This window comes from Erythrobacter sp. Dej080120_24 (assembly GCF_036322605.1).
In the GTDB taxonomy this organism is placed as follows: domain Bacteria; phylum Pseudomonadota; class Alphaproteobacteria; order Sphingomonadales; family Sphingomonadaceae; genus Erythrobacter; species Erythrobacter aurantius.
Genome location: NZ_AP027262.1, coordinates 1413872 through 1435703, shown reverse-complemented (window position 1 = coordinate 1435703; position 21832 = coordinate 1413872). Strand labels below are relative to the sequence as shown.

The window sequence follows — 21832 nt, the reverse complement described above, 5'->3', positions numbered from 1 at the left end:
GATTGTTTCGAATGCGCGATCACGCTACCTCCTGTCTCACGCGAGACGAGGAGCACCGGCAAAGATGGAAATCGAAACCAAGCACGGATCGGACGAAATGTCCGGCGGCAACTCGCGCAACGAAGCAATCGAGATCGCGCTGGTCGATGACGATCGCAACATCCTGACGACGGTTTCGATCGCGCTCCAGGCCGAAGGCTTTGTCACGCGCCTCTATTCAGACGGCGAAACCGCGCTCAAGGCGCTGCTCGAAAACCCGCCCGACCTTGCCGTTTTCGACATCAAGATGCCCAAGATGGACGGCATGGAATTGCTGCGGCGCGTGCGCGAACATTCGCCGCTCCCGGTGATCTTCCTCACCAGCAAGGACGACGAAGCCGACGAGGAAGCCGGGCTGGAACTGGGCGCGGACGACTACATCGCCAAGCCGTTCAGCCTGCGCCTGCTCACCGCGCGCATCCGCGCCATCCTTCGCCGGGCCGAGCCTGATCGCCGGCTCGGCAATGAAACCGCCCTGCCCGAACCGGCCAACCCCAGCATCGATCGCGGCCGTCTTTACATGGACCCGGCCCGCCATCACGTGACATGGAACGGCAAACCGGTAAGCCTGACGGTGACCGAATTCCTCATCCTCGAAGCGCTGGCCGCGCGTCCCGGCGTGATCAAGAGCCGCAACCAGCTGATGGATGCAGCCTATCCCGACGATGTCTTCGTCGATGATCGGACGGTGGACAGCCATATCAAGCGAATGCGGCGGAAATTCCGTGCGGTCGATCCCGAATTCGGCGCGATCGATACGCTGTATGGTGCGGGATACAGTTTCACCGATGGCTGAAATGCAACCCGTTGCCGCAGGCGAGGATTCCCAACCGATTGCGCGCACAAGCGAACGCGGAACGCTGACCGGGCGCTTCTCGCTCACCGCGCGCATCCTGATCGTCAACATCCTGCCGCTGGCGCTGCTTTCGGGCGGGCTGTTCTATCTCGACACCTATCGCACGCAGCTCATCAACGAACGCTTCAAGCTCGCCCGGATCGAGGCGCAGATCACCGCCGAGGCCTTGGCTGGCGCAACCCGTGAGCGGCAAGAGGCGCTGCTGGTGCAGATCGGGCGCGAACAACGGATGCGGATGCGCATGTTCGATGCCGAAGGGCGGCTATGGGCAGACAGCTTCGCGCTTGCCGATCCGGCATTCGAACTGAACGACATCACCGATGACACCTGGGATCAGCAATTCGCCCGCTGGCTCGATCGCACCGTCGACACCATTGTCAGCGCCGAGGCGGTAACCGACTATGTCGAGCCGGAAGCACAAACCGCCGATGCTTGGCCGGAACTGGTGCAGGCACGCGAACAGGGGTTGAGCCAGGTCCGGCTCTACGACTGGGTCGACGGAACACCGGTGATTACCGCCGCCGCGCCTGTCGGCCTCAACGGGGCGACGTTGCTGACGGTGCGCAATGCGGTGGACATCACCGAAAGCGTGCGCTCGGCGCGTTCGGCGCTGCTGGTGGCGGTGCTGGTGGTGCTGGGCGCTTCGGCGCTGCTGTCGCTCTATCTTGCCCGCACCATTGTCACCCCGCTGCAATTGCTGGCCCGCGCCGCGCAAAAGGTGCGGCAGGGGCGCGAACGCGACGTCGAGGTGCCGCGCCTGCCCGAACGCAGCGACGAGATCGGCCAGTTGGCGCGATCGGTTTCCGATATGACGCAGGCGCTGCGGCAGCGGATCGACGCGGTTGACAGCTTCGCGGCAGATGTCGCGCATGAAATCAAGAACCCGCTCGCCTCGCTCAGAAGCGCGGTCGAATCCCTCCCCAAGGTTCAAAACGCCGATACCCGGCGCGAGCTGGAACAGATCATCACCCATGACGTGCGCCGGATCGATCGATTGGTGACGGAGATTTCCGATGCCAGCCGGATCGACGCCGAAATGTCCCGCGCCACACTGGAACGGATAGACATGGCCGAGCTGATCCGTGCCATCATCGGCAGCCGCGAAGACCGCTCGGAAAATCTCGACCGCAAGATCGTGCTGCAAACGCGCGGATTTGCGGCATTCGTCCTGGGCGTGGGGGCGCGGCTGGAACGGGTGATCGAAAACCTGCTCGACAACGCCGTATCCTTTTCTCCGCCCGATGCGCCGATTGAAGTGCTGGTCGATAATGACGGCGACTGCGTAACGGTGATGGTGTGCGACAGCGGCCCCGGCATCCCCGAGGGATCGCGTGAAAAGGTGTTCAAGCGGTTCCATTCGGTGCGCCCCGACGAAGAAGCCTTTGGCAACCATTCCGGGCTTGGCCTCGCCATCGCCCGCGCCATTGCCGAGGCGCATGACGGTTCACTGATCGCACAGGCGCGGCCTGACGGAGGCACCGGCGCTTGCCTCCGGTTCCGCCTGCCAGCCGCGAAATGACGACGGACGAAACTGCCATCATGCAGGCCAGCGTTGTCGCGATTGGCGGCCGCGCCCTTGCCATCACCGGCGCTCCGGGCCGGGGCAAGAGCTCGCTTGCACTGGCGCTGATCGATCGCGGCGCTGCGCTGATCGGAGACGACGGCGTCAGCCTCGCTCGCCACGGCGATCTGATCATCGCCAGCCCACCGCCCAATATCGCGGGCCTGATCGAAGTGCGCGGGGTCGGGATCGTGGAATATCCCGTTTCGGCCCCCGCCCCGCTGGCGCTGATGCTGGATCTGGACAGCCCGCCCGAAAGGCTGCCGGACAACATCCTGTCACGGTTGCTGCTTGGCGTTGAAATCCCGTGCCTTCCCTTCGATCCGGGCGGCATCGCCCCGGCCGTCCGGGCCGAACACGCGCTGGCGCTGCACGGGCTTTCCTGCGGATAGCTTCGGCAAAGCTAACGGAAACCGCTTCCCTTGAGCGCTTCAAAGCGCGAAAAGCCATGAAGTCATGACTGCATCGCCGCCAGCGCCCACCGACACCCGCCAGCGTCTCCTGCTGGTGACCGGCCTTTCGGGCGCCGGCAAGTCGACCGCGCTCGACGTTCTGGAAGACCTCGGCTGGGAAACGATCGACAATTTCCCGATCCGCTTGCTGGAACGGCTGGTGGGGGAGCCCGATGAACAATCCCGCGCCCCGCTCGCCATCGGATTTGATTCGCGCACGCGCGGCTTTGTGCCGGGTGAGATCATCGATCTGGTGAAGGCACTTTCGGCACGCGACGATCTGGCAATCACCTTCATGTTCATCGATTGCGCCGGGGGTGAGCTTGAAAGGCGGTATAACGAAACCCGCCGCCGCCATCCGCTGGCTCAGGGCCGTTCGCTGCTCGACGGGATCGCGGACGAGCGCGAATTGCTGGAGCCGCTGCGGCGCTGGGCCGAAATCGTGATCGATACCTCGGCCATGTCGGCCAATGATTTGCAGACCCATGTGCGCAACCTGTTCGCCGAAGACCACGGGGACAGCATGACGCTCACCGTCTCCAGCTTCGGTTTTGCACGCGGAATGCCGCCGCTGGCCGATCTGGTGTTCGACATGCGCTTCCTCGACAATCCGCACTGGGTCGATGGCTTGCGCGAACAGACCGGGCTCGACGCGCCCGTTGGCGAGCATATCGAACGCGACCCGGCCTTTCACAAGGCATTCGGCCAGATCCGCGACCTGCTGCTGACGCTGGTGCCGCGCTATGCCGCGCAGGGGAAATCCTATGTCCACATCGCGTTCGGTTGTACCGGAGGGAGACATCGATCGGTCTTTACCGCCGAGCGCATGGCTGAAGGCTTGCGCGAGGCCGGATTTTCGCCCACTGTCCGCCACCGCAATCTGGCATCACGCACCGCAGACGCAATCGAAGGCGAGCGGCGCTGATCGCCGCAGGGGTTGCATCGCATGGTGGTGTTTGAGTTAATAGTGCGCCTTCGCAAAACGATAACGAGCCGCAGGCAATAACGGACTGAATTCGCGCATGATCGGTTTGATCCTAGTAACTCACGGCCGCCTCGCCGACCAATTCGTCGAAGCGATGGAGCATGTCGTCGGCAAACAGACCGACATCGCGACCGTGTGCATCGGCCCCAATGACGACATGGAGCAGCGCCGCGCCGAAATCGCCGACAAGATCGAGGCGGTGGAAACCGGCGGCGGTGTGATCGTCCTGACCGACCTTTTCGGCGGAACCCCGTCCAACCTCGCGATTTCGCTGCTCGAAGCGGGCCGGGTCGAAGTGATCGCGGGGATCAACCTGCCGATGCTGATCCGGCTGGCCGGTGCGCGCAAATCGATGGGCGTCGTCGCCGCTGTCGAAGCCGCGCAAACCGCCGGCCGCAACTACATCACCGTCGCCAGCGAACTGCTGGGCGCGGAGACGGCGCCGCGCAGCGCCAGCGGCGGGAAATAGGCTGGCGGGATGAGCGAAGCACGCAAGACCGTCACCATCGTCAACAAGCGCGGGCTGCACGCGCGCGCCAGCGCCAAATTCGTGGGCGCCGTTGCGGCCCTGCCCGCCACGGCCAGTGTGCGGGTGGCAAAGGACGGGAACGAAGCCGCGGGCGGATCGATCCTGGGCCTGATGATGCTGGGCGCGGCCAAGGGCGATTCGGTGGAACTGATCGTGTCGGGCGATGGCGCGGATGCCGCGCTCGATCAACTGGTGGCGCTGGTCGAAGACGGCTTTGGCGAAGATCGCGGCTGAGGGGCGCGCTGTGCGCAAACACATCACCGGCTTTTCCAATCCCACGGTCAAATACCTGCGGTCCTTGCGCGACAAGAAGCACCGGAAGCGCGCCGGGCAATTCCTGGTCGAAGGGCTGCGGCTGCTCGAAGATGCGCGGACTTGCGGCCATGTTCCGCGCCAACTGGTGATGGCAGAAGGGCGCGACGCGCATGACTTGCTCGCCCGGCTCGAATCCGAAGTCGAAGCGGCGGGCGGCGAGGTGATCACCACCACGCCCGACATCCTTTCCAAGATCACTGGCAAGTCGAACACGCAGAGCGTTGTCGGGGTGTTCGACGAATTCGACACCGGCCTTGCGCGGCTTGATCGGGATGCGGGCACGATCTGGATGGTGGCGCAGGACCTGCGCGATCCGGGCAATCTCGGCACCATGCTGCGCACCTGCGACGCGGTGGGGGCCGGCGGGTTGATCCTGATTGACGACTGCGCCGATCCCTTCAGCGCCGAGGCTGTGCGTGCCAGCATGGGCGCAGTGTTCACCGTGGCGCTGGCGCAGGCGCGGTGGGAGGAATTCCTGCCGTGGCTGCGAGGCGGCGCGGGCCAGCTGGTCGCCGCGAGCTTGCGCGATGCCGTGCCCTATCGCGGGGCCGCCTATCAGGCGCCGTGCTTCATTCTGGTCGGCAATGAATCGCAAGGCCTGCCCGAAGCCTATGAGGCGGAGTGCGACCTGCGCGTCACCATGCCGATGAAAGGCCGGGCGGATTCCCTCAATGCGGCCGTTGCAGGAGCGGTGCTGGCGTATGAAGTGCTGGCGGGGCTAGAGGCATAGACCTTCGCTGGCGCGGCTTAGGGCGCGATCAGTCTCCGGCGACGAAAGTCGTGATCTTCCATCCGCCGTCACGTTGTTCCGCGATCAGGCGATAGTCGACCAGCGCGCGCAGCAGCGTGTGATCGACAAAGCCGCGCTTGCCATTGCGCGTCTGCACTTCCCACAGGGGCGCCTCGCGATTGCCTTCGACCATGTCGAAGAAACCGACCGCTTCGACCGCTTCCCATCTGAGGCGTGCAATCCTGCTTTCGCCCTTGGCGGTGGCGAACATCGGCACATCCGCGCCCAGCACGATATAGGTGCCATAGGCGTCCATATCGCCGAAATCCTGCCCCCAGTAATAGGGCATGACGAGGCTGTCCTGATAGGCGCGATCGCAGCCGAGGCGGATGACGGTGTCGAGTTCGTCCCACAGGCGGTAATCCGCCGCATCGAGCCGCGCACGCATTTCCCGCCAGCCGCTGCCGCCGCCGAAATCGAGCAGGATATCGGGATCGACCACGGTTTGCAGCATCTCCGCATCGCGGTTTGCCACCGCCGTCACCAGCGTCATGCGGAATTCATCGGCCCCGGCCATGGCGCTGCAGGCGTTGCGCGGTTCCAGATGTTCGGCAGCGGCGGGCGCCGCCAAAGCCATCGGCGCAATCGCGCCTGCAATCATCCGCAAGGCCAATGTCATGTGTCCTACTCCGCTGCGTCCTTGCGGTTTTCGAGCATGAAGCCGTCTTCTTCAACCCCTGCCGCATCCGCCGCGTTATAGCGCGGTGCGGCTTCGACCAGCGGCACGTCCTCGATCTCGCTGGCGATCTCGATGCCTTTTTCGGCAAGCCGCTTGCCCGAGGACAGGACATTGCGTTCAAAGCTGCCCACGAACTTGTTGTAATTGTTGACCGCCGTTTCGAGCCCCCCGCCCACGCGCTTCAGGTGATCGGCGGCGGTCTTCAGGCGGCCATAAAGCTCAGCCCCCATCCGTCCGATTTCCTGCGCTTCCTTGGCGAGGCCGTCCTGCCGCCACACCTGCGCCACCGTGCGCGCGATGGCGACCAGATTGGTCGGCGTCGCCAGCAGCACGCGGCGTTCAAAGGCGAAGTCCCACAATTCGGGGTCGGCCTCCAGAGCGGCGGTGACGAAATGTTCGCCGGGGACGAACATGATGACGTAATCGGGCGCTTCCTCGAACTGGCTCTGATAGCTTTTCGCGCCCAGCGTCTGCACATGGCCGCGCATAGATTTCGCATGCAGCGCCAGGTGCCGATCACGCTCGGCATCATCATCCGCTTCGAACGCGGCCTGATAGGCGTTGAGCGATACCTTTGAATCGACCACCAGTTTCTTCTGGCCGGGCACATTGATGATTGCATCGGGTCGCAGCCGCCCGTCATCGGTATCGACCGAATGTTCCATGATGAAATCGGTGTGCTGCGCCAGCCCGCATTGTTCGAGCAGGTTCTGCAAGGCCCGTTCACCCCAGCGCCCGCGTGCCTTGGGCGCGTTGGTGAGCGAATTGCCCAGCCGCTGCGCCTCGCGCCGAACCTGTTCCTGCCCTTCGCGCATCGACTGGATCAGGCCGTGCAGCTGGCCGAATGCGTCGGTGCGCTTGGCCTCCAGCTCATTCACCTGCTTTTCGTAAGAGGCGAGCTTTTCACCCACCGGATTGAGCAGTGCCCTGATCTTGGCCTCGCCCGCTTCCTCCGACTGTTTGAAGCGTTCTTCGGCCCGTTTCAGGAAGGCTTCCTGCGCCTGTTCGAGCACCTTGCTGCCGGCGTTCTCGAATTCCTTGCGCAAGGCTTCCTGCGCCTGGAGCAGGCCCTGTTTCTGTTCGGCAAAGGCTTTCTCACGCTCCGCCGCCGCACTTTCGAGCGCGGCGAGCCGCTGCGCCAGATCCGCCCGTTCCGCCTGCACCGCATCCAGCCGCGCCAGCAGACCATCCGCCTGCCCGGCGCGTTCCTTCAACCCGGCAACCTCGATCCGGGCATCACCCAGTTCGGCGATGGCGCGTTTGAACTCGGCCTCCTGTCCGGCCAGCTCACGCTCCCCTTCATCGAGCCGCCTGCGCAGATCGGCCAACGGCCGTGAGGTGACAAACCATGCGCCCGCCCCACCAATAGCAAGGCCGATGACAAGCGCGACGAGGATGAGAATCGGTTGTTCCATACCTCCTTATAGCATGGAACAAATAAAGAACACTAGTCCCGTGTTGGATATCCCCGAAAAGCTCGGCGGACCGCCCGCCCGTTTCAGTCCCGGCGGTAAAGCGGTGGCATGTCCATGCCCCGGCACCACAGCCGGATGGCGACATCGAAGTTCTCGATATACCCGTCATGGCGTCCCCGCCGCAGGATATCGCGACAGCCGGCGGCGATTTCGTCAATCATGTCTTGGGCGAGTTCCATCTGTTCCTTGCGCTCGAACACGATATTGAACGCGCCGGGAGCGGGTTCGTCCCATGCGGAGCCGCTGTAGACAGACGGATAGTGTTTGTTTCCCGGCAGCAGCCCATGCCAGCGCCCGAGCACCAGCTTCGTCACCAGCGATTTTACCGAGGGTTCGCTTTTTACCGCGATCTTGTGCCAGCAGGTTTCCTCCCACGACAACGGGAAGATGAAGCTTTGCGGGGAGCAGAAATCCTCGGGCAGTCCATGCCGGGCAAGGATAGAATTCGCCATGTCCCTCAGCGTGTCGGTGCGCACCCAGCCGTCATCCCAATTGCCTCTGTGCGGATCGATGCCCTGTTCGGCCCTGAGGGCTGCGGTGGTGCGGAAATTCAGGTGCAGCACCGGTTCGCGCTTCTCACCCTTGCGCCCAAAGCTAGACGACTGGCGCGATTCATATGTCCAGAAGGCGAGGTCCAGTCCCTCCGCCCGCAAGGCCCGATCAAGCTCCGCGCGCGCCTCGGGCCATGGATGGAGATCGCAAAGGCTTTCGTATCGGGCAAGCAATTGGGCGCAGGAGAGGTCCGAAAACTCCTCCAAGCTCACCGAAAGCCGCTTCACCTGCGGAAAACTACGCCGCCTGACGGATCTTCTTTAGCTTTTTCAGCACCATCTGGCGCTTCAGTCGCGAAAGGTGGTCGATGAAAAGGATGCCTTCGAGGTGGTCCATCTCGTGCTGCAGGCAGGTCGCCAGCAGCCCTTCGAGGTGTTCCTCGTGGTGGTTTCCGTCGAGGTCCTGATAGCGCACCGTGCAGGATGCCGGGCGGTCCACATCGGCGTAGACTTCGGGAACCGACAGGCAGCCTTCGTTGAAGGTCGATTGTTCGGCCGCCGGGTCCGCGATCACCGGGTTGATGAAGACGCGCGGTTCCTTCTTGGTCGGCTGATGCGTGTGCGAGTGGCCGTGATCGCCGTGATCGTGGTCGCATTCAACCGGCTCGGCGTCCGGATCGTCGGGCTGCAAGTCGATCACCAGCACTCGCTTGGGCACGCCGACCTGAATCGCGGCAAGCCCGATGCCGGGCGCATCGTACATGGTTTCGAACATGTCGGCGACAAGCGTGCGCAGATCGTCGTTGAACTCATGCGGTTCAACCGGGGTCGAGATGGTCTTGAGCCGGGGGTCCGGCACTTCGAGGATTTCACGGATAGCCATGCGCGCAATTTAGTGCGCGCCGCGCGAAACCACAAGTGACGCGCGCAGCCCGCGCGCTATTCGACCGGCCGCCGCGCCCGCAGCGCCTGCGCCAGCGTGCCTTCGTCAAGATAATCGAGCTCCCCGCCCACCGGCAGGCCGTGGGCAAGCTGGGTGATGCGGACCTTGTGCTCCTCCAGCCGTTCGGCAAGGTAATGGGCGGTGGTCTGCCCTTCGAGCGTGGCGTTCATCGCCAGCACCACCTCGTCCACCGCACCGTCCGATACCCGCTCCATCAGCTGCGCGATGTTGAGATCCTCCGGCCCGATCCCGTCGAGCGCCGAAAGCTTGCCGCCGAGCACGTGGTAGCGTCCGCGAAACAGCTTTGCCCGGTCGAGCGCCCAAAGATCGGCCACGTCCTCCACCACGCAAAGCGCGCGCACATCGCGGCGCGGATCGGCGCAGATGCCGCAGGGGTTGATCGTGTCGACATTGCCGCAGGTGTCGCATTCGACCAGCGTCTGCGACACCGCATCCAGCGCCTCCAGCAAAGCGGGAAGCGCGGATTCGCGGTTCTTCACCAGCCACAGCACCGCCCGCCGCGCGCTGCGCGGTCCGAGGCCGGGAAGCCGGGCCAATGCCGATGATAGTGCTTCGATCTCTTGCGATGCCATGGGGGGAGAGATAGGGGCAGTCGCGAAGCCAAGGAAGAGCCGCGACCAAATCATGCGTCCAAAAATGAAGATAGTATTCATGGGAACGCCCGATTTCGCGGTGCCTGCGCTGGTTGCGCTGCACGGGGCCGGGCATGAAATCGTCTGCGTCTATTCGCAGCCGCCCAGCCGTTCGGGCCGGGGCAAGCAACTGCGCCCTTCCCCCGTCCACGCCAAGGCGGAGGAGCTGGGGATCGAGGTGCGCACGCCCAAAAGCCTGCGCAACGAAGCGACGCAGGCCGAATTCGCCGCGCTGAACGCCGATGTCGCGGTGGTTGCGGCATACGGCCTGATCCTGCCGCAAGCCGTGCTGGATGCGCCGGTGCATGGCTGTCTCAACATCCATGCCTCGATCCTGCCGCGCTGGCGCGGGGCGGCGCCGATCCACCGCGCGGTGATGGCAGGCGACGAGGAAACCGGCGTCACGATCATGCAGATGGAAGCGGGGCTGGATACCGGCCCGATGCTGAACATCGTGACCACGCCGATAGGGTCAAAGACCACGGGCGAACTCACTGTTGAACTGGCCCAACTGGGCGCGGCGGCGATGGTGCGTGTGCTGGCCGATCTGCCCGCCTTCCCGCCCGTGCGGCAGGAGGACGAAGCCGCGACCTATGCCGCCAAGATCGACAAGGCGGAGGCGCGGATCGACTGGGCCCGGCCTGCGGCGGAAATCGTGCGCCACATCCACGGCCTAGCCCCCTTCCCCGGTGCCTGGTTCGAGATCGCCAACGGGGCGGAGAGCGAGCGGGTGAAGCTGCTGCTGGCTGAAGAGGCAGATGGTTCTGGCGAGGCAGGGACGGTGCTGGACGACGGCTTCACCATCGCCTGCGGCGAGCAAGCCTTGCGCCCCTTGCGCCTGCAACGCGCAGGCAAACCGGCGATGGACCTCGCGGATTTCCTGCGCGGGCGACCGGTGTCGGCAGGGACGAAGCTTTCTTGACCCGTTTCGCGCTCACCTTCGAATTTGACGGCACCCCGTTTCAGGGCCTCCAGCGGCAAAAGCACGGGCCGAGCGTGCAACAGGCCATCGAAGAGGCGCTGGAGCGGATTACGGGGGAGAAAGCCATCCTCCACAGCGCGGGCCGCACCGATACCGGGGTTCACGCGCTGGCGATGCGCGGCCATGTCGATCTGGAAAAGGATATTGATCCGTTCCGCCTGATGGAGGCGCTCAACGCGCATCTGCGCCCCGATCCGATCGCGATCAACGGCTGCGAAATCGTGGCCGACGATTGGCACGCGCGCTTTTCCTGCACAGGCAGGCGATACCTTTATCGCATCGTCAACCGCCGCGCCCCGCTTGCGCTGATGCGGGACCGCGCGTGGCAGGTGGCGCATGAACTCGACACACAGGCTATGCACCGCGCCGCGCAAGCGCTGGTCGGCTGCCACGATTTCACGACCTTCCGATCCGTCCATTGCCAGGCCGCCGATCCGGTCAAGACGCTCGACCGGCTCGATGTCGAACAGGTAGAGACCGATTTCGGCCCGGAAATCCACATCCATGCCGCCGCGCGCAGTTTCCTGCACCATCAGGTGCGCAGCATGGTAGGGTGCCTCAAACTGGTCGGCGCTGGCAGTTGGCCGGTCGAACGCATGGCACAGGCACTCGCTGCAAAGGACCGCGCCGAATTGGGGCTTAACGCGCCGCCCCATGGGCTCTACTTCGTCGAAGCAATCTACCCCGAATAAGAGAGGAATCCGCATGACAACCACCGGCAAACAGCTGTTCACCACGCTCACCGCAGACGGAAAGCTGACGCTTGAAGTCAGCGAGGAAAACTTCCCCGCCCCCACCGGCAATCAGGTGCTTGTGAAGATGGAAGCCGCGCCGATCAACCCGTCAGACCTCGCGATCCTGACGAGCGCGGCCGATTTCGAGAATGCCGAATATTCGCACGGCAAGGTGGTGGCAAATATGCCCGAGCCGTTCCTGACCGGGCAGAAGAACCGCCACGGCCAGCGTCTGCCCGCCGGCAACGAAGGCGCAGGTACGGTGATCGCGACGGGCGATTCCGACATGGCCAAGGCGCTGATGGGCCAGCGTGTCGCCTGCGTCCCCGGCAATGCCTTTTCGCAATACGCCATAGCCGATGCGATGATGTGCCTGCCGCTGGGCGATCATTCGTCGGAAGTAGGCGCGTCAAGCTTCGTCAACCCGATGACGGCGCTGGGCTTCGTCGAAACCGCGAAGATGGAAGGCCACGATGCCATCGTCCACCTCGCCGCTGCTTCGAACCTTGGCCAGATGCTCAACCGCATCTGCATCGAGGACGGGATGAAGCTGGTGAACATCGTGCGCAAGCAGGAGCACGTCGACATGCTGAAGGCGGCGGGCGCGCAATATGTCGTGAATTCCTCCGCCGACAGCTACATGGCCGATCTGCGCGCTGCGATCGCGGAAACCGGTGCCTTCCTGGGCTTCGATCCGATCGGCGGCGGGCAGAACACCGATCACGTGCTCAAGGCGATGGAACAGGTCGCAGCGTCGCAGATGAGCGAATATTCGCGCTATGGCTCCAATCAGGACAAGTCGATGTACATGTACGGGCGGCTTGATCTGGGGCCGACGATCCTGACCCCGTCATACGGCCTGCAATGGCGCGTGCAGGGCTGGCTGCTTACCCCGTTCCTGCAGAAAGCGGGGATGGAAACCGTGATCCGCATGCGCACCCGCGTGCAGCAGAACCTCACCACCACATTCGCCAGCCATTATAAGGCCAAGGTCAATCTTGAGGAAATGCTGACCAAGGAAGCGATCAGCGATTATCGCCAGATGAAGACCGGCGAGAAATACCTCGTCACGCCCTGGGGCTGATCAGATCGGGACGGGTCCTCGTATCGCGCGGGGACCCGTTGCCGGTATGAGACCACCTCCCTTGTTTCCCGGACAAAATTGCCGCTAACATGGCGAATAGGGAGGTGCAGTTCATGAAATATCCAAGACAAGCGGCGTTGCATCTGATGGTTGCAGCCTGTTTTGCAGTATTGCCTGTTCAGGCAGCATCTCAATCGGCAAACGATCCCTTGAGTGTTGTGTCAGAGCAGGATTTTCTCAACGCCATCAGCCTGCTTCGTCCCCCGCTTGACGTAAAGAAAACCGATGACGGCTTCGATTTGACCTTGCCGAATGGTCTGGAAGCCAATGCGCAACTGCAAAACTGCGAAGACAGGGCGACTTCAAGCAATTGCCGCACGCTATCGATCATCGTGAACCTGCTCAAGCCCGAAGGAAAGAGCCGCGAGGAGCTGCTGGAGTTGGTCAACCAATTGAACAGGCGCGATATCCACGGCCGTTCGTTTCTGAATAACGGTGACCAGATCATCACCCGTTGGACCTTTTTTGCGACCGGGCACGAGTCATCACGCGGCCTCGCCACGAAGCTGGTCAATTGGGACGCCTTTGTGCGCGGCGCCGCTGCATTGCTTTATGGGCAACAGCGACGGGACTGAGGCTCGGCTGGCGGGCCAAGACCGCCTCTCGCATCAGTCGCCGTCAAACGCCGCCTGCACCGCTTTCGCATCAGTGACCCCGCTGGCGATCAGCAGCATCAGCAATATCCGCGATTTTGCCGGGCCTAGCGCGCGGGCAGCGACGAAGCCGTAGGCGTCGTCATCAACTTCGACATTGCGATCCACCATGCCTTCATCGACACGCGATGATCGCACCACCGGCACTCCGTCGCGCACCGCCTCTGCGAGCGCGTCCAGCACCACGCGCGGGGCGTTGCCCTGCCCCATGCCGGCAATGACGATACCCTTGCACCCGATGCCAAGCAGCGCCTTGACCGGCATGGCATCCATGCCCGCGCCAGCAGTCAGGATCGCGACGCGGGGCAGAGCCTCGGGCCATTGAAAGCGCGCCGTGCTGCCGACCCGGTGAGCGGGTGCGAACCAGTCGAGGCTGGACGGCGTCACCCGCGCAATCGGCCCGCGCGGATAGCCCTTGAACGCGTCTATATTCGAAGTCGCCGCCTTGCGCACATCGCTTGCGGCGAAGACGGTGTCGCCCATCACCACCATCACGCCGCGATCCTGCGCCTTGGGATCGCTCGCGACGCGGATTGCATTGGCCAGATTGCGCATCCCGTCGCTGCCCACCGCATCGGCCGGACGCATCGCCCCCACCATCACCACCGGCTTTCCCGCATCCAGCGTCAGATCGAGCAGAAAGGCGGTTTCCTCCGCCGTATCGGTGCCGTGGGTGATGATCACTCCGGCAACGTCGGGATCGGCCTGCGCGGCGATGATCTCCCCATGCAGCGCGTCCCATTGATCCCAACCGATATCCTGCGACCCGATCCGGGCGATGGGTTTGGGCACCAGTTCGACTGTCAGGCCAAGCCCGCGAATATCCGCGATCATCGCGTCGAGCGAGATTTCGCCCGCGGCATAAGATTGCCCCGTCGCCGACGCAGCCGAACCGGCGATCGTTCCGCCAGTGCCAAGGACAAGGAGTTTTTGCGCGCTCATCGCCCGCGCCTTTAGCGAGCGAATGCATTTCACACCACATGCGCAATTGATTTTGAACTTTTTGGCGCTAGATAGCGCTTCTCCGCAAGACGGAAGCGGGCGATTAGCTCAGTTGGTAGAGCATCTCGTTTACACCGAGAGGGTCGGCAGTTCGAGCCTGTCATCGCCCACCATTCCGCACTCCATCCGCAAAAAATGCAGACCAGATTCGAGCCGCAAGCCTGGCGGGCACTGCCGCGCGCCAGCGTTTACCATGCGCGATTGCATTGCGGCGTTTTGGATGTAGTCTGCGCCCCGGGGAGTAGTGCATCTTGGGATATGCGAATGCTGCTGTGGCAGCGCAGGGATCGTTGAAGGCAAGTCTATTCGGCGAATTCCGGCTTGAAGCAGCCGATGGCGAACCGATCCTCTTGAGCAACCGGCGCGCAAGCCTGTTGCTGGCGATCCTTTTCCTTGAACCCGATCACGCGATCGATCGCGAATCGCTGGCACGGCTGCTGTGGCCCGATCGCTTCCTTCCGCAAGCCAAGGCCAGCCTGCGCCAATGCCTGCTCGATCTGAAGCGCAAGCTGGCGGAGCACCGGATCGACAATCTCATGGTGTCACGCGCCGAAGTGGCGCTCGCGCCGGGAAGCCTTGCCTGCGACCTGTTCGATCTCGAAGCCGCGCTTTCCTCTGGCGATCCGCAGGCCGCGATCGAATTCCTGCTCGAAATCGGCAATCGACCGCTGCTTCAGGGGCCGTCGCTCAACGCCGAGTTTGACGAATGGATCACCACAAGGCGGGATCACGTCGATGCCCGGTTGCGGGCCGCTCTGTCCCAAGCCATCCAGAACACATCAAAGACCGGTCGCGAGCGCCTGCTTGAGGCGGCAAGGGCGCGTTTCCCGTCCTATCGGACATTCAATCGCGTCGCCGACCAGACCACGATCGCGGTCTTGCCATTCGGACAATTCGACAGCGTCGGCGGCCAGCTGTTTCTGGCTGAAGGCATTGTCGATGAACTGACCGATCGGCTTGCCGGAATTCAGGGCATCGCCGTGGCCGGGCGCACTTCGGTCATCGCAACGGTCGACAAGAGCCGCACGCTCACCGAAATTGCGACCGACCTTGGGGTGTCCCACCTGATCGAGGGCGAAGTTCGGCGGGACGAACACGGGGTCGAAGTCCGCATTGCGCTCATCAGCGGGCAAACAGGCACACAGGTCTGGTCGGACCGGCTGACCGGTTCGGTCGAGGACTTCTTCGAATCGCGCAAGGTGATCAGCGCCAATATCATTGCGGCGATCTGCCGCGCCTTGGGCCTTGCCGCATCACCCGCCCCGTCGCGCCGGATGACCAGCGACCGCGAAGCCTACGCCCTGTTCCTTCAGGCGCGCGCGATGAGCCAGCGCATCGGGGTTGAAGGGGCGTTCGAAAAGGCGATCGAATTCCTGAAGCAAGCATTGGAGATCGACCCGGAATTCGCCGAATGCTGGACGGCGCTCGCCAATGCGCACATCATGACGGCCGCGATCACTCCCAGCCTCGAACGGGTTGAGGAATCAGCCGAAGCCGCTCGCTGTGCCCAGCGCGCCATCGCGCTTGATCCCGGCCAGGGGCACGCATTCTCGATCCTCGGCATCGACGAATGGACCCGGTTCAATCCCGCCCGTGCGCTGGAAATGGCGTTCGAGGCCTATGCCCGCGATCCCAACGATGCCGATGTCTGCTCCCGGCTCGGATCGTGCCTGCTCTATCTCGGCAAGGCTCGCGAAGCGCTGCCATATGTTGAGGAAGCGGTGGATCGCGATCCCGCCTATCCCCGCAACTACGCAATGCTGACGTCCGCCTATCTGGGCATCGGCGAGGTTGAAAAGGCACTGAAAGCGGGACAGCGCATGGCCGATATGGGTGCCCCGACAGTCTGGCTCGCGCTCGCGCATCTTGTTGCCGGCGATCACGAAGCGGCGATGAAGAGCCATTTCGATACGCGCGTCTATCTCGGCTCAACCCTGATGCGGCCGCCCGGCATGCCTCCGATGGATGATGCCGCGCGCGATGCCTATTTCGCCTTCGCGGCGCGTGGCATTTACAGCGGAAACGAGGCCGACCGAGTGGCCTATTGCCAGATGCTCGACGGACTGCATGCGACCATGCCTGATCCCTATGATTCCACCATCGTCTTCCCAGCGATTTTCATGGGCCACAGCGATCTTGTCATGAAGATCTATTCCGAGCGCATCCATCCGGCCAACATGTTCGGCCTGATGAACCTCTGGATCGATATCGACCCGATCAACCGCACAATCCGCCACCCCGATTTCATGGCCTTCGCCGAAAGGATCGGCCTGATCGAGGCGTGGGATCGTTTCGGCTGGCCCGATCTCATTCCTGCCGACCCGCGCACGGCCTGAAGCGCCCGGAAATCTGGCATTTTGACGCTTTTTTGACGCTCCTGCCGCTTGACCGAAGGGTGGATTGGGCCGCATCTGTTCGGCAACGTTCTGGACAAGCTGACACCGAACCCGCTCCGGCGATATGCGCTGGCGGCGACAGGCGAGTCTTGTCCTTCGTGCTCTGCGCCCTTGGGGGAGGGCTCAGACCGATTGAACCCCGGTGGACGGCAATGCGACCCGACCGCTCACCGGGGTTCTACCATTCAAGGGGGTGGGGAAAATGCTGCAACCGGAACCCGCCCGCTGCGCATCCCGAGACCGCTTGAAAACTGCCCGCCAACCGTATTCTTGCGGGCAAGCGTCTGCATGAGCGAAGAAGCGACTTCGGGCCAGCTTCAGAAGCGTCTGGGCCTGCCATTTGCCATCGCCATTATGGCCGGATCGGTAATTGGCGCCGGCATTCTGCGCACGCCCGGAGTTGTCGCCAACGAAGTGCCGGTGTTCTGGATTGCGATGCTGCTTTGGGCCTTAGGCGGGATTTACGTCCTGTTGTCGGTCAATGTCGCCTCGGAACTCACCACTGCGCTGCCGCGCGCTGGCGGGATCTATGTGCCCGTGCACGAAGCCTTCGGCGACGGGATGGGCCTGTTGGCGGGATGGGCGATCTGGGCCGGATATATCGCAGGGGGAGCGGCACTTGCGCTCGCCTTTGTCGAATTCCTCACCGTCGCGATCCCTTCGTTGCAGGGATACACCGTCCCGCTCGCCCTCGCCGCGATCAGCGCGGTCACCTTGCTGAACCTGCTGGGCGTCGAAGAAGGTCGCATCTCGAACATTGTCGGCCTGTCGATCAAGCTTACGCTGCTGGGCAGCGTGATCGTCGCGGCGCTGATCATGGATCCTGTCGCCGCAACGACCAGCCCGCGCCTGCCCGCTGCTTCCCCTGCAGAAGCGGCAGTCGGCTGGGTCGCGCTTATCACCGCGCTGCAGATCGTGCTTGGCGCCTATGACGGCTGGCAAGGGCCGACATTCTTCGCCGAAGAGGACAAGGACCCGGCTCACAACATCCCGCGCGCTTTCTTCCGATCGGCGGTGATCATTCTGGTGGTGTATCTCGGCATTAACCTCTGCGTGTTCACCGTGCTGGATATCGAGACCTTGCGTTCGTCCGATCTGCCGGTCGCGATCATGATCGAAAGCCTGCTCGGTCCGGCCGGGGTGAAGGTGGCAGGGGTTGCCGCCGCAGTCATGGCGCTGCTGACACTCAACGCGCTATCAATGACCCATCCGCGCATCCTGTTCGGCATGGCCCGCGACGGCCTGTTCCTGAAAAGCGCGCTCAAGGTCAACAAGGGCGGAACGCCGTGGGTGGCGATGCTGATCGGATCGGGCCTTGCCGTGCCGATGATCCTCAGCGGAGCCTATGTCTTCGTATTCAAGATTCAGGTGGCGACGGGCATTTTCGCGGCCGTACTATACAACGCCGCCTATTTTGCGCTGCGGCGGCAGCGGCCCGATATGCACCGCCCGTTTCGGGCAATCGGGCATCCGGTCCTGCCCGCGCTGATCCTTGCCATCACCGTGGGCATGTTCATCGCCGTGATCGTCGCAGACCCTTCGGGCGGGTTGTGGATGCTGGCCCTGATCGCGATCTGCCTGCCCGTCGGCATCCATCTCAGGCGACAGCGCAAGCTGACCGAAAAGACGGCATAGGCTGAACGCCAAATCCGTCTTGGCTCGCGCCCCGCAATCCGCCATGGCGCTTTCCATGAAGCGTCTTTCCATTGCCATCGCAGGTTGCGGCCCGGCCGGGCTGGCCGCGGCGATCCTGCTGGATGCGCAAGGGCACGAAATCACCATCTTCGACCAGTTCGACGAACCCGGCCCGGTGGGATCGGGCCTGATGATCCAGCCAAGCGGCATGGCCGTGCTGGACCGTCTGGGACTGGCCGGCGAAACGCTGGCGCGCGGGGCACGGGTCGATGCGCTGCTGGGGCTGGAGGAGCACGGCAAGGCGGTGCTCGACGCGCCTTATTCCAAGCTGGGCGTGCCGGGCGCGTTCGGCATCGGCATCCACCGTGCGAGCCTGTTCGGCGTCTTGCTTGAAGCGGCACAGGCGCGCGGAATCGCGATAGAAACGGGGCACGCTGTCACCGGCAGCACTCTGGACGCGGCAGGGCGCAGGCTGACGTTCGACAGCCGCGAACCGACTGCGGCGTTCGATCTGGTCATTGATGCGACCGGATGGCGCACCGTTTTCGACAGCGAGCCCAAGGGTGTGCTGGAATTCGGCGCGCTTTGGGCGAGCCTCCCCACCCTGCCCGGCGATCCGTTTGCGGGCAATCTGCTCGAGCAGCGGTATCGCCGCGCGGCGCAGATGGTGGGCGTGCTGCCTATCGGAACGCGCAAGGGCGAAACCGACCCCGAAGTAGCGTTCTTCTGGTCGCTGAAACGCGCCAATTATGCCGCATGGGCGGACACCCCACTTGACGAATGGAAGGATCAGGTGCGCGCGCTATGGCCCGATACCGGCGTGCTGCTCGACCGGATCGAGCGGCGCGAACAATTGACCTTCGCGATCTACGCCCACCGCACACAACACCCTCCGACACGGGAGCGCATGATCGCCATCGGCGATGCCTGGCATTCGGCCAGCCCGCAGCTGGGCCAGGGTGCCAACATGGCGCTGCTCGACGCATGGGGCCTTGCGCGCGGGATCGAGGAAGGGCGCACGCTGGACGAAAAGCTGCGCCTTGCGGTCAACTGGCGGCGCGATCATGTCTGGCTGTATCAATGGGTCACGCGGCTGTTCACCCCGCTGTACCAGTCGGACACCGATTGGCACCCGGCGATCCGCGACCGGCTGCTTGCCCCGCTGTCGCAAATCTGGCCGACGTCGCGGATACAGGCGCAATTGATGAGCGGGCTGTTCGGCTTTCCGCTCGGCCCGCTGGGCCTGACCGTGCCTGATTACGAAGCGCTCTCGGCCAGCGCCTCTCGCAGTTGAGCGATCGCTTCCTCGCCATCCCATTCGTAATCGCCCGCGACCCGCAGGATTTCCTTGCCTTCGGCGTCGAACAGGATCGACATCGGCAGCAGGCCGCCTTCGGAGAATTCCACCGCCATGTCGTTTTCTGGGTCGAGCCAGGGTTCAAGCCGCTCGAACCCCTGCTGGGCAAAGAACGGCGCAACCACTTCGGCCCCGCGCACGTCCTGACTGATGGTGAGCACCCGCAATTCGCCCTCCATCTGCCCCGCCAACGCATCGAGCGCGGGCATTTCCACCCGGCACGGCACGCACCACGTCGCCCACAGATTGACCAGCACCGGCTGATCAAGCGCGGCCAGTTCCAGCTGATTGCCCTCCGGATCGCTCAACGTGAGTTCGGGCAGCGGCGTCCCGGCAAAGGCGCGCACCATCTGGCCCGGCAATTGCGGCGGGACCGCAGCCGAGCTTGACGCATCAACAGTAGCGCTTTCTTGCGCCGCGTCCCCCGCGCCACTATCGCAGCCCGCAAGGGCGAAAGCCGCAAGTGCAGCAAGAGCAATCGAACGAGACATGAGCGACTCCAGAAATTCAATGTGGGGCGGGCGGTTCGCCGAAGGGCCTAGCGCCATAATGCGCGAGATCAATGCTTCGATCCCGTTCGACAAGGCGTTGTGGCGCGAAGACATCCGCGCGTCCAAGGCGCATGTCGCGATGCTGGGCGCGCAAGGGATCGTTTCGGCGGCGGACGCGGCCACGATCAGCGACGGGCTGGACCGGATCGCCGAGGAATACGAGCGCGACGGCGTGCCCGAAGACTGGGACCTCGAAGACATTCACATGACTGTTGAAGCGCGCCTGACCGAGCTGATCGGCCCGGTCGCCGGGCGACTGCACACGGCGCGCAGCCGCAATGATCAGGTGGCGACCGATTTCAAGCTGTGGGTGCGCGCCGCCAATGCCCGTGCGCTGGCCGGAATTGCCGCGCTTCAGGCCGCGTTGGTCGATCGCGCCGATGAACACGCCGCCACGATCATGCCCGGCTTCACCCATTTGCAGACCGCTCAGCCGGTGACGCTGGGTCATCACCTGATGGCCTATTTCGAGATGCTGACCCGCGACGCTTCGCGCTTTTCCGCGGCGCAGGATCGGTTGAACGAATGCCCGCTCGGCTCCGCCGCGCTTGCAGGGACAGGCTTCCCGCTGGACCGTCAGGCGACCGCAAGCGCGCTCGATTTCCGCGAGCCTACGCGCAATTCACTCGACGCCGTGTCAGACCGCGATTTCGCGCTCGACTACCTGATGGCGGCAAGCCAATGCGCGATCCACCTGTCGCGTCTGGCGGAGGAACTGATCTTGTGGGCAAGCCAGCCCTTCGGCTTTGCATCCTTGCCTGACAGCCTCTCCACCGGTTCCTCGATCATGCCGCAAAAGCGCAATCCCGACGCGGCGGAGCTGGTGCGCGGGCATTCAGGCCGGATCATCGGAGCAGCGACTTCGCTGATGATCACGATGAAGGGCCTGCCGCTCGCCTATTCAAAGGACATGCAGGACGACAAGCCTCCGGTGTTCGAAGCCGCGAGCCTGTTCGACCTGTCGCTCGCCGCGATGACGGGGATGATCGCCGAGACCACATTCAAGGCTGAGCGGATGCGCGCTGCTGCGCAGGCCGGCCACGCAACCGCGACCGACCTTGCCGACTGGCTGGTGCGCGCCGCCGACATTCCTTTCCGCGAAGCGCACCACATCACTGGCGAAGCGGTGAAGCTGGCCGATGCCAAGGGCTGCTCGCTTGAGGAACTGGCGCTGGCCGATTTGCAGGCGATTGACCCGCGCATCAATGAAAGCGTGTTCGGCGCGCTGTCGATTGACGCTTCGGTGGCCGCGCGCGCTTCCTATGGCGGCACCGCGCCCGATCAGGTAAGGCAGCGCGTGGCGGAGGCGCGCGAACGGCTCGCACGCGAAACCGGGACGGAGAAATGATGCGCCTTGCAGTGATCCTGATCGCCGGAGCCGCGCTTTCCGCCTGCGGCGCGCGCACCGCGCTAGAGCCGTTGGAGGGAACCAATCTTCCCCCGGCGCCTTATGGCGAGGGAGCGCGTCCCGATGCCGAGCAATTGCTCGAACTCGAAGCGCTCGCCGCGCCGGAGCGCAGCGTGGAATTGCGACGTCGTTCAGAAGAACGGGCGGACGACCCCTTCGACCTGCCGCCGGAATGATATCGACGACACCAAGACCAGTTTCT

23 protein-coding genes and 1 tRNA gene are annotated in these 21832 nt (G+C 63.7%); 17 read left to right on the top strand and 7 right to left on the bottom strand.

Features of this window, described 5'->3' with window-relative positions; all coding sequences use genetic code 11:
* The first annotated feature begins 97 nt into the window (after positions 1–97).
* The 7 genes from AABA34_RS06820 (at position 98) to AABA34_RS06790 (ending at position 5467) form a co-directional block, all read left to right on the top strand.
* Complete coding sequence (locus AABA34_RS06820; RefSeq protein ID WP_338304707.1) at positions 98–835, top strand: response regulator transcription factor; 738 nt, start codon at positions 98–100, stop codon at positions 833–835.
* A complete protein-coding gene (locus AABA34_RS06815) occupies positions 828–2414 on the top strand; it encodes a sensor histidine kinase (protein ID WP_252260260.1) in 1587 nt (528 codons plus the stop codon). Before AABA34_RS06820 ends, AABA34_RS06815 begins: the two co-directional genes overlap by 8 nt.
* Complete coding sequence (locus AABA34_RS06810; RefSeq protein ID WP_338304458.1) at positions 2411–2848, top strand: HPr kinase/phosphorylase; 438 nt, start codon at positions 2411–2413, stop codon at positions 2846–2848. Before AABA34_RS06815 ends, AABA34_RS06810 begins: the two co-directional genes overlap by 4 nt.
* A 64-nt stretch (positions 2849–2912) precedes the next feature.
* Positions 2913–3833: an RNase adapter RapZ gene (gene rapZ / locus AABA34_RS06805; RefSeq protein ID WP_338304457.1), complete on the top strand. Its 921-nt coding sequence runs from the start codon at positions 2913–2915 to the stop codon at positions 3831–3833.
* A 97-nt stretch (positions 3834–3930) separates the two neighbouring features.
* Complete coding sequence (locus AABA34_RS06800; protein WP_034952613.1) at positions 3931–4362, top strand: PTS sugar transporter subunit IIA; 432 nt, start codon at positions 3931–3933, stop codon at positions 4360–4362.
* Positions 4363–4371: 9 nt separating this feature from the next.
* Positions 4372–4656, top strand: a complete 285-nt coding sequence (locus AABA34_RS06795) for an HPr family phosphocarrier protein (protein WP_338304456.1) — start codon at positions 4372–4374, stop codon at positions 4654–4656.
* Between the two features lie 10 nt (positions 4657–4666).
* Positions 4667–5467, top strand: a complete 801-nt coding sequence (locus tag AABA34_RS06790; protein ID WP_338304706.1) for a TrmH family RNA methyltransferase — start codon at positions 4667–4669, stop codon at positions 5465–5467.
* 28 nt (positions 5468–5495) lie between these two features.
* Here the strand turns inward: AABA34_RS06790 and AABA34_RS06785 are convergent, their stop codons facing one another.
* The 5 genes from AABA34_RS06785 to recR all read right to left on the bottom strand — a co-directional run bounded on the left by AABA34_RS06785 (position 5496) and on the right by recR (position 9708).
* The gene (locus AABA34_RS06785) at positions 5496–6146 is read right to left on the bottom strand and encodes a hypothetical protein (protein ID WP_338304455.1); all 651 of its coding nucleotides are present in this window, start codon (positions 6144–6146) and stop codon (positions 5496–5498) included.
* Between the two features lie 5 nt (positions 6147–6151).
* Positions 6152–7621: a DNA recombination protein RmuC gene (rmuC, locus tag AABA34_RS06780; RefSeq protein ID WP_338304454.1), complete on the bottom strand. Its 1470-nt coding sequence runs from the start codon at positions 7619–7621 to the stop codon at positions 6152–6154.
* An 83-nt stretch (positions 7622–7704) separates the two neighbouring features.
* Complete coding sequence (locus AABA34_RS06775; protein ID WP_338304453.1) at positions 7705–8445, bottom strand: hypothetical protein; 741 nt, start codon at positions 8443–8445, stop codon at positions 7705–7707.
* A gap of 25 nt (positions 8446–8470) precedes the next feature.
* Entirely contained in the window at positions 8471–9055 is a 585-nt protein-coding gene (def, locus tag AABA34_RS06770; RefSeq protein WP_338304452.1) for a peptide deformylase, read from the bottom strand.
* Between the two features lie 56 nt (positions 9056–9111).
* Positions 9112–9708, bottom strand: a complete 597-nt coding sequence (recR, locus tag AABA34_RS06765; protein WP_338304451.1) for a recombination mediator RecR — start codon at positions 9706–9708, stop codon at positions 9112–9114.
* Between the two features lie 64 nt (positions 9709–9772).
* Between recR and fmt the strand changes: the two genes are divergently transcribed.
* The 4 genes from fmt (at position 9773) to AABA34_RS06745 (ending at position 13203) form a co-directional block, all read left to right on the top strand.
* Positions 9773–10690, top strand: coding sequence for a methionyl-tRNA formyltransferase (gene fmt / locus AABA34_RS06760; RefSeq protein WP_338304450.1), 918 nt, complete (start codon positions 9773–9775; stop codon positions 10688–10690).
* Positions 10687–11442: a tRNA pseudouridine(38-40) synthase TruA gene (gene truA / locus AABA34_RS06755; RefSeq protein ID WP_338304448.1), complete on the top strand. Its 756-nt coding sequence runs from the start codon at positions 10687–10689 to the stop codon at positions 11440–11442. Before fmt ends, truA begins: the two co-directional genes overlap by 4 nt.
* Before the next feature lie 13 nt (positions 11443–11455).
* Positions 11456–12568 (top strand): zinc-binding dehydrogenase, encoded by a 1113-nt coding sequence (locus tag AABA34_RS06750; protein ID WP_338304447.1) that lies wholly within the window; start codon positions 11456–11458, stop codon positions 12566–12568.
* A 113-nt stretch (positions 12569–12681) separates the two neighbouring features.
* Positions 12682–13203, top strand: a complete 522-nt coding sequence (locus AABA34_RS06745) for a YbjN domain-containing protein (protein WP_338304446.1) — start codon at positions 12682–12684, stop codon at positions 13201–13203.
* 33 nt (positions 13204–13236) lie between these two features.
* Here AABA34_RS06745 and AABA34_RS06740 read toward each other — a convergent pair whose 3' ends face one another.
* The gene (locus tag AABA34_RS06740; protein ID WP_338304445.1) at positions 13237–14223 is read right to left on the bottom strand and encodes an asparaginase; all 987 of its coding nucleotides are present in this window, start codon (positions 14221–14223) and stop codon (positions 13237–13239) included.
* A gap of 97 nt (positions 14224–14320) precedes the next feature.
* Here AABA34_RS06740 and AABA34_RS06735 point away from each other — a divergent pair.
* From AABA34_RS06735 to AABA34_RS06720, 4 genes are all read left to right on the top strand, one after another.
* A tRNA-Val gene (locus tag AABA34_RS06735) sits at positions 14321–14396 on the top strand.
* Positions 14397–14534: 138 nt separating this feature from the next.
* Positions 14535–16619 (top strand): hypothetical protein, encoded by a 2085-nt coding sequence (locus AABA34_RS06730; RefSeq protein WP_338304444.1) that lies wholly within the window; start codon positions 14535–14537, stop codon positions 16617–16619.
* 348 nt (positions 16620–16967) lie between these two features.
* Positions 16968–18314, top strand: a complete 1347-nt coding sequence (locus AABA34_RS06725) for an APC family permease (RefSeq protein ID WP_338304443.1) — start codon at positions 16968–16970, stop codon at positions 18312–18314.
* Between the two features lie 55 nt (positions 18315–18369).
* Entirely contained in the window at positions 18370–19608 is a 1239-nt protein-coding gene (locus tag AABA34_RS06720) for an FAD-dependent oxidoreductase (RefSeq protein ID WP_338304442.1), read from the top strand.
* Here AABA34_RS06720 and AABA34_RS06715 read toward each other — a convergent pair.
* Positions 19572–20162 (bottom strand): TlpA family protein disulfide reductase, encoded by a 591-nt coding sequence (locus AABA34_RS06715; RefSeq protein WP_338304441.1) that lies wholly within the window; start codon positions 20160–20162, stop codon positions 19572–19574. The two genes, AABA34_RS06720 and AABA34_RS06715, sit on opposite strands and share 37 nt — an antisense overlap.
* On the opposite strand from AABA34_RS06715, the gene argH reads away from it, so the two are divergent.
* Positions 20161–21570: an argininosuccinate lyase gene (gene argH, locus AABA34_RS06710; protein ID WP_445083764.1), complete on the top strand. Its 1410-nt coding sequence runs from the start codon at positions 20161–20163 to the stop codon at positions 21568–21570. The genes AABA34_RS06715 and argH overlap by 2 nt on opposite strands.
* Positions 21570–21806: a hypothetical protein gene (locus AABA34_RS06705; RefSeq protein WP_338304704.1), complete on the top strand. Its 237-nt coding sequence runs from the start codon at positions 21570–21572 to the stop codon at positions 21804–21806. Before argH ends, AABA34_RS06705 begins: the two co-directional genes overlap by 1 nt.
* The last annotated feature ends 26 nt before the right edge of the window (positions 21807–21832 follow it).